Origin of the sequence: uncultured Paraglaciecola sp., assembly GCF_963977085.1 — a bacterium.
In the GTDB taxonomy this organism is placed as follows: Bacteria; Pseudomonadota; Gammaproteobacteria; order Enterobacterales; family Alteromonadaceae; genus Paraglaciecola.
In genome coordinates this window covers 59,793-74,672 of record NZ_CAXBNC010000024.1, presented here as the reverse complement: position 1 = coordinate 74,672, position 14,880 = coordinate 59,793, and the positions used below count along the sequence as shown (strand labels likewise).

Here is a 14,880-nt window from a genome sequence, read left to right as displayed (position 1 = left end):
GGTTACCGGCAAGGACAGGAGGATTTTCAATTTCTAGGTACTAGAAACTAAAAAAACCCGAACATTTCTGTTCAGGGCTTCTAAGAATAATGGTGCCCAGACTCGGAGTCGCAACTTACGGATACCGGCAAGGACAGGAGGATTTTCAATTTCTAGATACTAGAAACTAAAAAACCCCGAACATTTCTGTTCAGGGCTTCTAAGAATAATGGTGCCCAGACTCGGAATCGCAACTTACGGTTACCGGCAAGGACAGGAGGATTTTCAATTTCTAGGTACTAGAAACTAAAAAACCCCGAACATTTCTGTTCAGGGCTTCTAAGAATAATGGTGCCCAGACTCGGAATCGAACCAAGGACACGAGGATTTTCAATCCTCTGCTCTACCAACTGAGCTATCTGGGCATCAACTTAACAAGAGTTTGTCTTTAAAGACTGCGTCCGTTTCGCTGAGGGTGCGTATTAAACGGATTTAGCGCTTTTAAGTCAACCCCTTTTTAGTGAAATTTTGCAGATTGTTTATAGATTGCACAAAATCTCTACTAAAAAAGCAAAGTTGGGGTTAACTGCTGCTTTAAAGTTGTTCAATTTTAATTTTTGGGTGGCACGTAACCTTCGATATCTGGTTCTTTGCCTTCAAATAAATACCCTTTCATTTGGGTCTCTAGAAATGTTCTAGCTGTCGGCTCCATCATGTTGAGTTTATTTTCGTTGATCAGCATAGTTTGTTTCTTTTGCCATTCGGCCCATGCTTCTTTGCATATATTATCGAAAATTTTCTTACCTAGCTCACCGGGATAAAGTTGGAAATCTAGGCCATCTGCTTCTTTTTGTAGTCGCTGACAAAATACTGTTCTGCTCATAATGCTCTAATTTAATGGTGAGGGTGTTACCTAAAGTACACCCAAATTAAAATGATGTAGTGATTGTACTAAATAGTTTCTTGGTTGGCGCGGCTAATCCTACATTTTGCGGTTCCCTTAAGTTGTACCACATTTGTGTATCTTCCATTATTCGACCAATAGGTTGTTGTTTTAAATGTAATACAATTGGTTGTATGTCTAAATGAAAATGACTGAAGGTGTGACGAAAAGAGTTCAGTGGTTGTTGCTGAATGTCGTTAAATCCTAGACTCGCGGCGCGTTCGGCTATTTGCTCCTGGTGTTCGACTTCATAAAATCCCCACAGTCCTCCCCATAGACCAGCTGGTGGTCGTTTGTATATCAACAGCTGCTTTTGCCACATAGGAATTAACATAAAAGTCGATCTAACTGGGATCGTCTTTTTGGGTTTTTTATGGGGTAGTTCTGTTTGCCGACCTTGTACAAAGGCTAAACAGTCATTGTGAACAGGGCAAATGTCGCATTGTGGTTTACTGCGGGTGCAAAGTGTTGCGCCCATATCCATCATGGCTTGGGTATAGTCGGCTGTTCTGACTTTTGGGGTTAACTTATCTGCGAATTGCCATAGCTCTGTTTCCACCTTTTTATTACTCGGCCATCCTTCAACGGCGAAATAGCGGGCTAATACACGTTTAACGTTACCATCCAAAATACTCTGATGTTGGCCACAAGCTAAGGATAAAATAGCACCAGCTGTAGAGCGACCTATGCCCGGCAAAGCGATTAACTGCTCTAAATCTTCAGGAAATATGCCTTGGTGCTGATCCCTAATGAGTTGCGCTGCTTCTTGTAAGTTGCGAGCTCGAGCGTAATAACCTAAGCCTGTCCAGTGGTGCAATACTTCATCTTGAGGTGCATCAGCTAAACTGAGAACGTCAGGGAAACGCTGCATAAACGCCTGATAATAGGGAATAACCGTTTTAACTTGAGTTTGTTGTAGCATGATTTCTGACACCCAAACGGTATAGGGTGTTTTATTAAGCTGCCATGGCAGATTTTTTCTACCATTAAGGTCAAACCAAGTTAAGACATTTTGACTGAAGGAGTGGTGTGTTGATGTAATAGTATTTTGCACGCTGTATGGATCTGTTGTTCTTTAGGTAATTCTGAAAGCAGATTGGTATCATACCCTAACAAATTTGAAATAGTTCAGTTGAGAAGAGATTGCTTAAAACAAAAGATACAACTTATCAAATCAGTCAGCCTGTGGTGTTTTTCCCCGGAACAATGTGTGATGAAAGGGTATTTAACCCATGTTGGCAACATCTAGATATACCCATGCGTGCTTTTGTACCTTTGCAGTGGGCTGAAAACTTAGCTCAGATGAAGATGTTAAGCGCTGATCGAATTGCCTATTTTGAGGAGCCAATACATTTGGTGGGTTACTCTATGGGCGGGTATATCGCGGCGCTGACAGCAATTGAAAATCCAAGTAAGATTGCGTCTCTGACACTTATTGCTAGTGCATGTGATGAATTACCGAAAGATGAAGTGCGGCAGCGGCAACAATTACTGACGTTAATTGCTAACAAACGTTATAGCGGCATGACTGAAAAACGACTAAAAAGTTTTTTTCACAAAAGCCATCAACAGCAAAACGAATACTTAACTATCGTTAAACAAATGGAGCAGGACTTAGGATCGGGGGTTTTAGCGGCACAAATTAGTGCGACCCAACCCAGAAAAAGCTTGCTACCAGCTTTGGCTAAATGTGCTTTTCCCATTCACCTTATTAGTGGAGAGCAGGATAATTTAGTGAGCCAGTCAACTGTATTGGCAATGCATAAACAACTATCAAATAGTGATATGACGATACTTGAAAAAGCTGGGCATATGTTGCCTATTGAGCAATCTAAGATTTTAGCTGAATATTTAGCATCAAAAATTGCATAAATTAAGCTGTCTTCCTTGCAATCAGTCTGTGTCGCCGGATAATGCGCGGCATCTATGCTTGCTAAATAAACAAGCAAAATTTGAAGAAGAGAACCTAAAATGAGTCAGTTTAAATCTGAAAAAGAAGCGGCCGAATCTGGCGTGTATATCCGTAAAATTCAGAGCTTTGTAAAAAGAGAAGGGCGTTTAACGTCAGGACAAGCAAAATCCATCGAACAAAACTGGCCGATTATGGGTTTAGAGCATAAAGCGGGGTTACAAAATTTTGCTGACACTTTTGGACGTGTTGCCCCAGTCGTGTTGGAAATTGGATTTGGGATGGGCAAGTCTTTGGTAGAAATGGCGTTAAATGAGCCAGATAAAGATTTTGTAGGCATTGAAGTGCATCGTCCGGGGGTTGGCACTTGTCTTAGCGAAGCAGCTGAGCATAATGTGCAGAATTTAAGAGTATACGAACATGACGCAGTAGAGGTGTTCGCTGATTGTATTGCTGATAATGCTTTGGCCCGTGTGCAGCTGTTTTTTCCTGATCCTTGGCATAAAAAGCGTCATCACAAAAGGCGTATTGTACAGCCAGATTTTGTACAAAAATTAAAAAGCAAATTAGCCATTGGTGGGGTATTTCATATGGCCACCGATTGGGAGAATTACGCCGAACACATGTTAGAAGTGATGTCAGGTGCCGAAGGGTTTAAAAATCAATCAGCTACTAACGATTATGTGCCAAGACCTGAGCAACGTCCTTTAACTAAATTTGAACAGCGTGGACATAGATTGGGTCACGGTGTATGGGATTTAATGTTTGAGAGGGTTTCTTGATGTTATCTGCTCCTAGCCAATTATTAATGCGCAATGCAGATACCTTTGTTCAAGGTAAATGGTTGTTGGTTAACCCAACCGACAGCCAAATTGCACAGCAATTAAACAATCCAGATTTAAAAGTGTTTCACCAATACTTTGATATTTACCAGCAGAGTTGTGCTGCAGGTAAATCGGCACAACATATTTTTGCGGCGGCGTATCCAACTGACCAAAAATTTGATGGTGCAGTCATTTATATGCCTAAGTCTAAAGATCAGGCAAAAATGCTGATCGCCAATGTCGCAGCGTGTCTAAATGAAAATGCTAGTCTTTTGCTTGTAGGCGAAAACAAAGGGGGCGTAAAAAGCGCGGCTAAAATGCTTGAGACTATTGGTTCTCAAGTAAACAAAGTGGACTCTGCACGTCATTGTGCATTATTTGGTGCGCAAGTCGATAAACCAATCAAACCTTTTGATTTGACTAAGTGGCAAAGTGAAGTCGATATCTCAGTGGGTGGCCTCAATTATAAAATATGTTCTTTACCAGGCGTGTTTAACCATGGTTCGCTCGATTTAGGTACAAAAGTGTTATTGGATAACTTGCCTGAGATTAAAAAAGGGCGGTTATTAGACTTTGGCTGTGGTGCTGGTGTAATAGGGTGTTACCTTGGCTTACTAAGCCCTGAAAGTGAAGTGGTGATGACTGATGTCAGCGCCCTGGCGGTACATTGCTCAAAAGAAAGCGCTAAGCTCAATAAGCTAAACGCCAAAGTTGTGGCTTCAAATGGTTTGATGGATGTACAAGGCAAGTTTTCAGCGGTATACACTAACCCCCCGTTTCATACTGGAATTCAGACTGATTACTCTGTTACTGAGAATTTTATTTCGCAACTTAAGCAATATTTAACGCAAGGTGGTTCACTGACATTGGTGGCGAATAAATTTTTGCGTTACTCTGAGTTACTTGAACAGCGCTTTAGCGCTGTAAGTCCAATGGCTCAAACTACTAAATTTACACTCTACCAGTGTGCTCGGATAAAATAATAAGGTAACCAGCCGAATGAAGATATTGTTTGTTGTATCAGAAGTAGAAGACCTAGTTAAAACGGGTGGTTTAGCTGATGTAGGTAAAGCGCTGCCCTTGGCATTGTCAAAAATGGGGCACGAAGTGACAATAGTCATGCCTTATTACAAACAGTTAGCGGACAAGTTTGATGCGCCAGATTACTGTGACAAACAAACCTTGTATTCGGGTCACAAGTCATATGAGTTTGCTGTTAAGAATTTATCCTTAGAAGGGGTACAAGTCTTAGCTGTGGACTACCCAGAATACTTTGCTCGCAAAGGCCTTTATTCTGACGATTACCATGCTTATCCGGATAACGCAGAACGTTTCGCATTTTTCGCAAGTGCTGCTTTACAGGCCTCTAAGGCGGCAGGCTTTCAGCCCGATATAGTGCACTGTAACGACTGGCATACAGCGCTGACCCCTTATTTTGTTAGTATTGAGGATACCGGCTTTTTTGACCAAGCAAAGACCATTTTCACCATACATAATGGCGCTTATCAAGGCACCCATCGTTTTTCTGACATAGCCTATTTACAGCCTCACTATCAATTACACAGCCAATTGGATGGTGATGCCCTGAATTTTGTGCGTATGGGGATACGTTACGCCAATAAAATTAATGCAGTGAGTCCAAATTATGCACAGGAATTGTTAACTCCACTGGGCTCTCATCATCTATTCAACGAATTTCAAAACAGAAGACATGACGTGTCGGGTATTTTGAATGGGTGTGACTACAGTCAGTGGGATCCTATTAACGATCCACATATCGCTAAAAACTATCATCACGGTGATTTAACGGGCAAAAAAGCCTGTAAAGCTGAATTGCAACAAGAGTTAGGATTGCCCAAAAAAGTACGTATTCCTATTATCGGTATGGTGTGTCGCTTAACCGATCAAAAAGGTTTTGGCTTTATTTTGCCTATGTTAGATAAGCTTATGCAACATGATGTACAACTTGCCATCATAGGAACGGGTGACCCTGAAATCAGCCAGTATCTGCAAAAAGTGGCAGACAGATACCCTAAAAAATTGGCATTTGTTGAAGATTTCAGCGTTCGTAAAGCACACATGATAGAAGCAGGTAGTGATTTCTTTTTGATGCCGTCTTTATTTGAACCTTGCGGTTTGAATCAAATGTATAGTTTGGCATACGGTACTTTGCCGATTGTCAGAGCAGTCGGTGGACTTAAAGATACAGTAATAGATTTGGCAGAAAACCCAGATATGGCAACGGGTTTTGTATTTGAACAGCCTGATAGCAGTGCTTTGTTGTCCTGTATACAACGAGCATTGCTGTTTTATCATGAGGCACCAAAAGAACTAGAGCTGACTCAACAGCGAGCCATGCAAAGCCGCTTTACATGGGAAGCGGCCGCAAAAGATTATGAAACACTCTATTTGAGCTAGAAAACTATGAAATGTAGCTTTGTTAGTAGCTGTTGTTTATTGTTTTTGGGTTTAACAACTGTAGTACAAGCATTACCCACTAAATGTTTGCAAACTGTCGAAAGACAAAGTGTTTGCCCGCATCTTCTTTACAAAAAGGCTGCCTTGCCGGTCGCGTTATTAGACATCGACCAAGGTGAGATTATTTGTATCTGTTTAAGTGACCTTAAAGGTTTGATCCGTTCTGCAAGCAGCAAAGTTGAACGGATAGATCAGCAAGTGACGCTGCAGCGAATAGCAACTGATTATCAGTTGAGTGAGCAAGATATTTTAAAGTTAATCAGAAACTAGGCCGACTTTAAGAGTGAAAGATAGCGCTTCAGGTTTGCTTAGCTTAGTTGTTTATTTATTCTTAATCGTGATAAAAAACGACATAAATTCAGTCTATTAGTTTCAATTTGAACGTTTTTGTATCAATATCGATTATGATGAGTCGTCAGACCTAGGAATACGTTACAAGTAATATGGCCTCAGACACTAAATTTCTATCAATAAAAAGCCTGATTATTTGGGTAGTTATGGCTATCACTTCTTTGTCATTAATTTTTTCTTCAGGTGTCAATCTGTATAGTCAAATTAGTACTTATCGACAATCCCTAGAAGATAATGTGGTGATCTATTCGGAGATGATCGGACGTGATTCCATGGACTCTTTGATTAAAGATGAAGGTTTGCTTGAAGAAGAAAATCTCAAAATATTGTCCGCTTCTGAATTAATTGAAAACGTCCACATTTACAGAATTATGGACGATCAAACTATCAAATTTTTTGCCAGTTACAACAAAGAGGGTATCGCCCCTGTAAAAGCCAAGTTTGATCAAGTAGACCAGTTATATCAGCCTAAAATGGCCGCTGGGGTGATGGAAATTATTCGCCCTATTCGCAATGAAAAACAAGTCGTGGGTTACCTTTATTTACGGGCTTCGGCAGATGGGTTACAAAAACTTACCAGCAATTCAATTATTCTCACCGTAAGTGTATTACTGGCATGTTTGTTAGTTTGTTTTTTGTTCACGATAAAATTGCAAAGAGCCATTACTGCACCTATTAACGTATTAGTTAAGCTGGTGCAGCGAATATCTCGCCAGAAAGACTATTCAAGTCGTGCTGAGTTAAATGGTATTAAAGAGCTGGATATTTTGGGTGAAGCTTTTAATAACATGTTGCAGCGAACCCAAGAACATATGCAGCGGCAGACTATTGCAGAAGCTGAACAAGCCAAGTTGAATACCAGTTTAGAAGGAAAGGTAAAACAGCGTACCAATGCGTTAAAAGAAGCCAATAGCGAATTGATCCAAACCTTAGAGAAGTTACACCAATTTCAACGACAAATGGTTCAAAATGAAAAAATGGCTTCGTTAGGAGATATGGTTGCGGGTGTGGCCCATGAAGTTAATACGCCAATTGGACTGGGTGTGACAGCCTCTACAATGATGTTAGATAGATTATCTGACATGCGTAAAGCGTTTGAAGATAAAACACTTAAAGCCAGTTCTTTGTCGAAGTTTATTGCCGAGGGCGAAGAAAACCTCAATATCATTTATCGTAACTTGAATCGGGCAGCAGAACTGATTTCAAGCTTTAAACAAGTCGCCGTTGACCAATCTTCGGAGAATAATCGGGTCTTCTCTTTTGCTAAGTTGATGGAAGAAATTTTAATGTCGATGCGACCTAAGTTAAAAAAGGTCAAACATCAGATCAACGTGAACTGTGCAGATAACTTAGTTGTTGAATCAAAAGCAGGGCCAATTAATCAAATTATTATCAACTTGATCATGAATTCTATCATTCATGGTTTTGAGGACATGGACAAGGGCCAAATAGACATTAACATTCAGGCTATTGGTGATACTAAAGTCAGTATTGAGTTTAAGGATAATGGAAAAGGTATTCCAGAACATTTACGAAAGCGTATTTTTGATCCTTTTGTGACGACCAAGCGAGGACAAGGAGGCAGTGGCTTAGGTATGCACTTAGTTTACAACCTAGTGACGCAAGCTTTAAATGGTTCAATTTCAATTGTCAGTGAAGAAGGGGAAGGGGTGCAGTTTAAAATTTTATTCCCAGTTAAAAAAGTGACACACGATAAAGTGCACGTTGGCTCATTTTTATAAAACCAAAACTGGTTAATATTCGCTCTAATAGAGCAAATTTATGATTGTATTAGTATAAATGCATAAATTTTGTTTATATATGCAATTTTTGGTAGATAAAACCCTGATTTTTCGATATTTTCTGATAAACTTTTACACAAATTCCTAATCAGGCCTGAAACATGCAGACTCCTAACGTATTAATTGTTGAAGATGAAGTGGTCACACGTACTACCCTTAAAAGCTTGTTTGAAGCAGAAGGGTACAATGTATTTGAAGCCGAACATGGCGAACAGATGCATGGCATCTTTGAAAACAACACCATCAACTTGGTTATCATGGATATCAACTTACCTGGTAAAAATGGCTTGCTTTTGGCACGCGAAGTGCGCGGTCGTAAGAATGTAGGTTTGATATTTTTAACTGGCAGAGACAATGATGTAGACCGAATTTTAGGTCTAGAAATTGGTGCCGATGACTACCTTACTAAACCTTTCAATCCTCGCGAACTGACTATCCGTGCTCGTAACTTATTAGCGCGTACCACTAATAGTAGCGAAGATGATGATTTACCAAGTCGTGTAAACTTTAATGGATGGATTTTAGACGGTGATAGCCGTAGTTTGATTTCTCCAAGTAGCAAAGAATTTCGCTTGCCACGCAGTGAGTTCAGAGCTTTACACTTGTTTTTAAACAACCCAGGTAAAATATTGACACGTGAACAACTAATTATGGAAATGACTGGCCGTGAATTACGTCCAAATGACCGTACTGTTGATGTTACTATCCGTCGAATTCGTAAACATTTTGAGTCAGAAGTGAACGCGGATGATTTGATTGTGACTATTCACGGTGAAGGTTATCGTTTCTGCGGCTCTGTAGATTCATAACACTTTAATCAAAAACGTTTAAAGAAGCTCCTTCGGGGGCTTTTTTATTGCTTTAAGTTTTACTTAAGATTTACCATCTAAACTAACTACATATTATTTAGCAGGTAAATGTTTTGAATTATATTCGCTTAAGTATACTGTTTTTCATTCTCAGTTTTTCACCGCTCTCTTTAAGCATAGCGCAGGAAATCCCCGCCCCTGACTTTGCCATCTCCCATGGTCAGCTGCCAAGCAAATTGTCCGCCTTAAAAGGGCAGGTAGTCTATCTCGATTTTTGGGCAAGCTGGTGCAAACCCTGTCGCAAATCCTTTCCGTGGATGAACCAAATGCAGCAAAAATATGCCGCGCAGGGCTTACAGATTATTGCCATCAATTTAGATGCTGAAGAGGCTTTAGCAAAAGCCTTTTTAGAAAAGGTGCCGGCACAAATTCCCATTATTTATGATCCTCAAGGAAACATAGCCAGTGATTATCAATTATTGGGTATGCCAAGCAGTTATGTCATCGATAAAAAAGGAAATATCCGATTTTCTCACAAAGGTTTTTTCACACGCAGCGAACCTTTGTATGAACAAGAATTAGTTTTACTTCTTAATGAATAGAAGTCTTTAACCAATAAAGAGAAGCAGTTATGTTAAAAAAAGCACGAATTATACTCGCATTTTTGATCAGTACTCAGCTTGTTGGCTGTGCCAACCTTGGGGTCAAACCTTGGGAACGTGACTTACTGGCTAAAGATGAAATGGCTTTGGACGCTGAGGGAAACGACCTTGGTTTAGATGATCATATTTACTTTAGTAAAGAGGCCACGAGTGGTGGTCGTGCGTTTGCTGGTGGAGGTTGTGGATGCAACTAACTTCTAAAAATCAAATAGCTAAGCGTACAAAAAAAGTAGCCAATATTAATACCGCACTTGCAGCCGCAACTTGCGCGCTGTTAGGCACAACCCCAGTGGTACAAGCCGAAGAAAGCGTGTGGGAAATGGATACTGCTTTGTTGTATTACGGTGAAACAGACAGAGTCACTGCCGTTGAAGGTGTATTTTCAGCAAAAAAAGATTTTGGTGATGAACATATTTTTTCTGGGAAATTCGTGCTGGATACACTTACTGGTGCGTCTGCCACAGGTGCAGTATCTCAGCCAAATGCACAAACCTTTACTCGTCCATCAGGTAAGGGACAATATGAAATTCAAGGGGGCGAAATACCCCTGGATGACACTTTTAGAGATACTCGTCTACAACTTGAAGCACAGTGGACTCAACCCCTTTGGGATGACATGCGAGGCAGTACAGGTGTGCATTTTTCAAAAGAATATGACTACTTGTCTATTGCGGTTAATGGCTCTCTTGCCAGAGATTTTAATCAGAAAAATACGACTGTATCGGCTGGCCTATCTTTGGCTTTTGACACTATAGATCCCGAAGGTGGTCGCCCTGTCGCTTTTTCTGAAATGGTCATAGACGAAGGTCAATTTGCTAATGAGCAAGCTTATCAAGCCGCTTTTGATGCTACAAGACAAAAGGGTTCCGACGACAAAAGCACCATAGATTTGATGTTTGGTGTGACACAAATTATTAATCGAAGAATGTTAATGCAATTTAACTATGGTTTATCTACGTCTGATGGTTATCACACTGATCCCTTTAAGGTTTTAAGTGTTATTAACGACCAAGGGTTAACACAGTCCTTAGTCTATGAAGAGAGGCCAACAGAGCGCACTAGACATAGTTTCTATTGGCAAACTAAATATGCTTTGGACAGTGGTGTGGCAGATATTTCTTATCGATACGCCACAGATGACTGGGATATCAATTCTCATACTATTGATTCTAGGTTGCGTTTTAATTTGACTGACAATACTTATATTCAGCCTCATTTTAGGTACTACCAACAAGGGGCTGCGGAGTTTTATCACCCCTTTTTACTGGAAGGTTCTACGCTCCCCACTTTTGCTAGTGCAGACTATCGTTTAGGGGAAATGACTGCCTATACCCTTGGCCTAAAATATGGAATGAAAATGCCAAGTGGCAACGAGTGGGCCTTTAGGTTGGAATATTATCAACAAGATCCTAAGAACGCTGGTTTTGATGCGCCTGGAGCGTTGCAGCAGCAAGATTTATACCCCAGTGTGAAAGCGGTGATTGCACAAGTTAGTTATAGCTTCTAATCTAGTGTTTTTAACTTAAGGGCTACCTTTGTCAGTTAGTGATTTTACGATAGAACAAAAAAGCGACCATATTATTGGTCGCTTTACTGCTATGGCTAGCCCTTGTGAAGTGCTGATTGAAACGCAAGATTCTGTGCTTGCCACTCACCTCACTTCAGTCGCCCATTCAGAAACCAAACGTATCGAACAAAAATTCAGTCGTTATTTGAGCAACAATCCTATGGCTAATATTAATCATAGTGACGGTAAACCGGTTGTTATTGATGATGAAATATTTCGACTGTTGGAATTTGCGAACAGTTGTTTTCAATTAAGTGAAGGTTTGTTTGACATTACTTCTGGGGTACTGCGCCAAGCGTGGAAATTTGATGGTACAGGTAATGTTCCCACTCCTGAAGCCGTAAAAGTACTGATGCCTAACATTGGTTGGCAGAAGGTTAAATATGATCAGTCTTCAATCATTTTGGCTAAAGGTATGGAGTTGGACTTTGGTGGTATAGGTAAAGAATACGCGGTGGATTGTGTTGCCAAGTTATGTGCTGAATATGCCACAACTACTTCAGTTGTAGTGAACTTTGGTGGTGATATTCAGGTGACGCGGCCAAGGCAAAATAAGCAACCATGGCATATAGGAATTGAAAGCCCTGATGACAACAATGGTTCGACTAAAATCCTAAAAATTGTCAGCGGTGGTTTAGCCACCAGTGGTGATGCAAGACGTTATTTATTAAAAGAAGGAAAACGGTACAGTCATATTCTTAACCCTGAAACTGGGTATCCCATTGAAAATGCCGCCAGATCGGTGACTGTCGCTGCTCCCTACTGTATCCAAGCTGGATTATTAGCGACCTTAGCACTATTGCAAGGCGCTAATGCAGAAGCTTTTTTGCAACAGCAAGGTATCAAGTTTTGGTGTTATCGATAGCGTCCAAGTGTTTAAAATTAGCGCTTTAGCAAATCAGGTTTTTAATATTCGCTATTGTCTATTAACTTATCAGTCGTATTCAGTTTGCTAATCCAAATTCACTCGTTAACTTCGATAAAGTGTCTTTATTAAATGATAACCAAACTGTGTCTTCACTGGGCCGTGAACGGTCAAAATTTCTTTTTTAAACACCACATTGTCAAAGGCTTTGACCATTGTACCCGGGCTGAACTCGCCTAAGTCTCCGCCTTTTTTGCCAGAGGGGCAGATGGAATATTTTTTGGCTAATTGGTGAAAGTTGCCGCCTTTATCAAGTTGGCTTTTGAGTTTTTCTGCAAGGGCTTTGTCTTTAACTAAAATATGGCAGGCACAGGCTTTCATCTTGTAAGACTCTATAAACGTTTGCTAATTGAAGGCTGAGTTTATCAGGTAGCAGAACCAAAAAAAGAAAAAGAGCCTAAGCTCTTTTTCTTTTGGGTCTTTTTTTAGGTTGCTGTTTATTTTATAAACAACATTTCCTGATACTTAGGTAATGGCCATAAGTCATCAGAAACCACTAGTTCTAAGGCGTCAGCATGAGAGCGCACTTCTAACATAAGTGGGCACAGAACATGAGCACAATGGTTCATATGTGCTTCGGTGCTGTCAAACTCTTCCACACTTAATGCTTCTTTAAGTTTGCTAACCGCTGCCATCATGGCGTCGGTTTCAGCAGCAATTTCATCTATGCTGTTATGGCTGATGGTAATATTCAGCGCGCTAAGGTTAGTTGCTGCACTAGAAAGGCTGTCTAGATACTTGACTGTCGCCGGATAGATTCTAGTGTTAGCCATACCGATAACTATTTTAGCTTCTACTTCAATCGACAATACGTATTGTTCTGCGTATACCTCAAAACGGCTCGCCAGTTCAGCTGGTGATAACACACCTGTCGACTCAAACAACTTAACCACTGACTCTTCTTTAAACGCAGGTAAAGCGTCAGCACTGGTAGGAATATTTTTTAAGCCTCTTTCTTCAACTGCAGCTTTATGCCATTCGCTTGAATACCCATCACCACCAAATATTACATTACCGTGTAACTGCATGAGTTCTTGCAACACTGTGATAACAGCTGAGGTTTTGTCTTCACCTTCGGCTATCACAGCTTCAAGTTTTTCGGCTATCCAATTGAGTGAGTCGGCCAACATAGTATTCATTGCGACTAAAGGACCTGAAACCGACTGAGAAGAACCTACGGCTCTAAACTCAAAGCGATTTCCGGTAAAAGCAAAAGGCGATGTACGGTTACGATCACCAGGATCACGTTCAAATTGAAGAATTTGAGATAGACCAAGATCCATCAAGCCGCCCTTGGCTTTTTCTAACAATTTACCTTCTTTAATATCGTTAAACACACTTTCTAATTGGGTTCCCAAGTAGACAGATAAAATCGCAGGTGGTGCTTCGTTTGCTCCAAGGCGATGGTCGTTTGCAGCAGAGGCGATAACCGCTCTTAAAAGTGGGCCATATTTGTGTACACCACGAATAACCGCGCCACAGAACAACAAGAAGTTTAGGTTGTCGTGGGGGGTGCTGCCAGGATCCAGTAGATTACCTTGAGTGGCGTTTCCTACCGACCAGTTAACGTGTTTACCAGAGCCATTGACCCCTGCAAAAGGTTTTTCATGTAATAAACATAAAAAGCCATGCTCTTTAGCCGTACTTTTCATGAGTGTCATCAATAATTGTTGATGATCTGCGGCAACGTTAGCTGCTTCAAAGTAAGGGGCAATTTCAAACTGGCCAGGTGCAACTTCATTATGGTGGGTCTTGGCTGGAATACCTAAGCGGTAAAGTTTGTCTTCGAAATCTTGCATGAACACTTGAACGCGAGCCGGGATAGCACCGAAATAGTGATCATCGAATTGTTGACCTTTAGCTGGTGGTGCACCAAATAAGGTGCGCCCTGCTAATAATAAGTCTGGACGAGCATTAGCAAAATGCTCATCAACTAAGAAATATTCTTGCTCTGCACCACAACTAGAGTTTAGGGTTGCAATCTCTGTTTCGCCCATAAGGGACAGCACTTTTTGCGCTGCTTTATCCATGGCTTTATTTGAGCGTAGTAACGGTATTTTTTTATCAAGTGCTTCGCCGGTCCACGACATAAATACACTTGGGATCATTAATGTTGCGCCATTAGCCGTGTGCATAACATAGGCCGGACTCGTTGGATCCCATGCTGTATAACCACGGGCTGCGTTGGTCATACGTAAGCTACCATTTGGGAAAGAAGAACCATCAGGTTCACCCTTAATCAGCAAACTGCCAGTAAACTCAGTAATGGCGCCACCGTCTGAATTAGTGATGATAAAGCCATCATGTTTTTCAGCAGTAATATTGGTCATAGGGTAAAAAATGTGAGAGAAGAACTTTACCCCTTTAGATATCGCCCAATCTTTCATGGCAGCAGCAACAATATCGGCCGTTGCCGGATCTAATGTTGCACCCGTTTGAACGGTTTTTTTAATGGCTTTAAAGGCATTTTTTGATAATGCTTCTTCCATGGCCGCTAGGCCAAAAACATCTGTTGCCCAAATCTTGTTCAATGGTTCAGGCATCTTGCACGCTTTTGGTGCGCGATTAGTGATTTCAGTTATTGCATTTTTACGTGATGTCATTCCACTCATATCTTATCCTTCGCTTGTT

Annotated in this window: 15 protein-coding genes and 1 tRNA gene; 11 read left to right on the top strand and 5 right to left on the bottom strand. The window is 40.8% G+C overall.

Annotation, left to right across the window (positions count from 1 at the left end):
• Nucleotides 1-328: 328 nt before the first annotated feature.
• The 3 genes from AAC000_RS20390 to mutY form a co-directional block, all read right to left on the bottom strand.
• Nucleotides 329-404 (bottom strand) — tRNA-Phe (locus tag AAC000_RS20390).
• A 185-nt stretch (nucleotides 405-589) separates the two neighbouring features.
• On the bottom strand, nucleotides 590-862 hold the full coding sequence (locus AAC000_RS20385; protein ID WP_339725417.1) for an oxidative damage protection protein: 273 nt from the start codon (nucleotides 860-862) through the stop codon (nucleotides 590-592).
• Between the two features lie 46 nt (nucleotides 863-908).
• Entirely contained in the window at nucleotides 909-1,976 is a 1,068-nt protein-coding gene (mutY, locus tag AAC000_RS20380; RefSeq protein ID WP_339725415.1) for an A/G-specific adenine glycosylase, read from the bottom strand.
• Nucleotides 1,977-2,065: 89 nt separating this feature from the next.
• Here mutY and AAC000_RS20375 point away from each other — a divergent pair, with 89 nt between their 5' ends.
• The 11 genes from AAC000_RS20375 to AAC000_RS20325 all read left to right on the top strand — a co-directional run bounded on the left by AAC000_RS20375 (nucleotide 2,066) and on the right by AAC000_RS20325 (nucleotide 12,189).
• Nucleotides 2,066-2,794: an alpha/beta hydrolase gene (locus tag AAC000_RS20375; protein ID WP_339725414.1), complete on the top strand. Its 729-nt coding sequence runs from the start codon at nucleotides 2,066-2,068 to the stop codon at nucleotides 2,792-2,794.
• A 99-nt stretch (nucleotides 2,795-2,893) separates the two neighbouring features.
• The gene (trmB, locus tag AAC000_RS20370; protein WP_339725412.1) at nucleotides 2,894-3,613 is read left to right on the top strand and encodes a tRNA (guanosine(46)-N7)-methyltransferase TrmB; all 720 of its coding nucleotides are present in this window, start codon (nucleotides 2,894-2,896) and stop codon (nucleotides 3,611-3,613) included.
• The gene (locus tag AAC000_RS20365) at nucleotides 3,613-4,638 is read left to right on the top strand and encodes a methyltransferase (RefSeq protein ID WP_339725422.1); all 1,026 of its coding nucleotides are present in this window, start codon (nucleotides 3,613-3,615) and stop codon (nucleotides 4,636-4,638) included. The genes trmB and AAC000_RS20365 overlap by 1 nt, the downstream gene beginning before the upstream one ends.
• 16 nt (nucleotides 4,639-4,654) lie before the next feature.
• A complete protein-coding gene (gene glgA, locus AAC000_RS20360) occupies nucleotides 4,655-6,073 on the top strand; it encodes a glycogen synthase GlgA (RefSeq protein WP_339725411.1) in 1,419 nt (472 codons plus the stop codon).
• 6 nt (nucleotides 6,074-6,079) lie between these two features.
• The gene (locus AAC000_RS20355; protein ID WP_339725410.1) at nucleotides 6,080-6,403 is read left to right on the top strand and encodes a hypothetical protein; all 324 of its coding nucleotides are present in this window, start codon (nucleotides 6,080-6,082) and stop codon (nucleotides 6,401-6,403) included.
• Nucleotides 6,404-6,576: 173 nt separating this feature from the next.
• Nucleotides 6,577-8,226: a HAMP domain-containing sensor histidine kinase gene (locus AAC000_RS20350; RefSeq protein ID WP_339725408.1), complete on the top strand. Its 1,650-nt coding sequence runs from the start codon at nucleotides 6,577-6,579 to the stop codon at nucleotides 8,224-8,226.
• Nucleotides 8,227-8,387: 161 nt separating this feature from the next.
• Complete coding sequence (gene arcA, locus AAC000_RS20345) at nucleotides 8,388-9,095, top strand: two-component system response regulator ArcA (RefSeq protein WP_339725407.1); 708 nt, start codon at nucleotides 8,388-8,390, stop codon at nucleotides 9,093-9,095.
• 188 nt (nucleotides 9,096-9,283) lie between these two features.
• On the top strand, nucleotides 9,284-9,697 hold the full coding sequence (locus AAC000_RS20340) for a TlpA disulfide reductase family protein (RefSeq protein WP_339725421.1): 414 nt from the start codon (nucleotides 9,284-9,286) through the stop codon (nucleotides 9,695-9,697).
• 29 nt (nucleotides 9,698-9,726) lie between these two features.
• On the top strand, nucleotides 9,727-9,951 hold the full coding sequence (locus AAC000_RS20335; protein ID WP_339725406.1) for a DUF4266 domain-containing protein: 225 nt from the start codon (nucleotides 9,727-9,729) through the stop codon (nucleotides 9,949-9,951).
• Nucleotides 9,942-11,264 carry a DUF3570 domain-containing protein gene (locus AAC000_RS20330; RefSeq protein WP_339725405.1) on the top strand — a complete coding sequence of 441 codons (1,323 nt, stop codon included), beginning with the start codon at nucleotides 9,942-9,944 and terminating at the stop codon, nucleotides 11,262-11,264. The genes AAC000_RS20335 and AAC000_RS20330 overlap by 10 nt, the downstream gene beginning before the upstream one ends.
• A 91-nt stretch (nucleotides 11,265-11,355) precedes the next feature.
• On the top strand, nucleotides 11,356-12,189 hold the full coding sequence (locus AAC000_RS20325) for an FAD:protein FMN transferase (RefSeq protein ID WP_339725420.1): 834 nt from the start codon (nucleotides 11,356-11,358) through the stop codon (nucleotides 12,187-12,189).
• 105 nt (nucleotides 12,190-12,294) lie between these two features.
• Here the strand turns inward: AAC000_RS20325 and AAC000_RS20320 are convergent, their stop codons facing one another.
• A complete protein-coding gene (locus AAC000_RS20320) occupies nucleotides 12,295-12,570 on the bottom strand; it encodes a peptidylprolyl isomerase (protein ID WP_339725404.1) in 276 nt (91 codons plus the stop codon).
• A 116-nt stretch (nucleotides 12,571-12,686) separates the two neighbouring features.
• Nucleotides 12,687-14,861, bottom strand: a complete 2,175-nt coding sequence (locus AAC000_RS20315) for a glutamine synthetase III (RefSeq protein ID WP_339725402.1) — start codon at nucleotides 14,859-14,861, stop codon at nucleotides 12,687-12,689.
• Nucleotides 14,862-14,880 lie beyond the last annotated feature (19 nt).

Excerpts from the sequence above, each read along its gene's own strand:
- AAC000_RS20325 (WP_339725420.1), top strand. The coding sequence starts at position 11,356 with ATGGCTAGCCCTTGTGAAGTGCTGATTGAAACGCAAGATTCTGTGCTT.
- AAC000_RS20350 (WP_339725408.1), top strand. The coding sequence starts at position 6,577 with ATGGCCTCAGACACTAAATTTCTATCAATAAAAAGCCTGATTATTTGG.
- AAC000_RS20335 (WP_339725406.1), top strand. The coding sequence starts at position 9,727 with ATGTTAAAAAAAGCACGAATTATACTCGCATTTTTGATCAGTACTCAG.
- AAC000_RS20355 (WP_339725410.1), top strand. The coding sequence starts at position 6,080 with ATGAAATGTAGCTTTGTTAGTAGCTGTTGTTTATTGTTTTTGGGTTTA.
- AAC000_RS20315 (WP_339725402.1), bottom strand. The coding sequence starts at position 14,861 with ATGAGTGGAATGACATCACGTAAAAATGCAATAACTGAAATCACTAAT.
- AAC000_RS20365 (WP_339725422.1), top strand. The coding sequence starts at position 3,613 with ATGTTATCTGCTCCTAGCCAATTATTAATGCGCAATGCAGATACCTTT.
- AAC000_RS20330 (WP_339725405.1), top strand. The coding sequence starts at position 9,942 with ATGCAACTAACTTCTAAAAATCAAATAGCTAAGCGTACAAAAAAAGTA.
- glgA (WP_339725411.1), top strand. The coding sequence starts at position 4,655 with ATGAAGATATTGTTTGTTGTATCAGAAGTAGAAGACCTAGTTAAAACG.
- arcA (WP_339725407.1), top strand. The coding sequence starts at position 8,388 with ATGCAGACTCCTAACGTATTAATTGTTGAAGATGAAGTGGTCACACGT.
- AAC000_RS20385 (WP_339725417.1), bottom strand. The coding sequence starts at position 862 with ATGAGCAGAACAGTATTTTGTCAGCGACTACAAAAAGAAGCAGATGGC.
- trmB (WP_339725412.1), top strand. The coding sequence starts at position 2,894 with ATGAGTCAGTTTAAATCTGAAAAAGAAGCGGCCGAATCTGGCGTGTAT.
- AAC000_RS20320 (WP_339725404.1), bottom strand. The coding sequence starts at position 12,570 with ATGAAAGCCTGTGCCTGCCATATTTTAGTTAAAGACAAAGCCCTTGCA.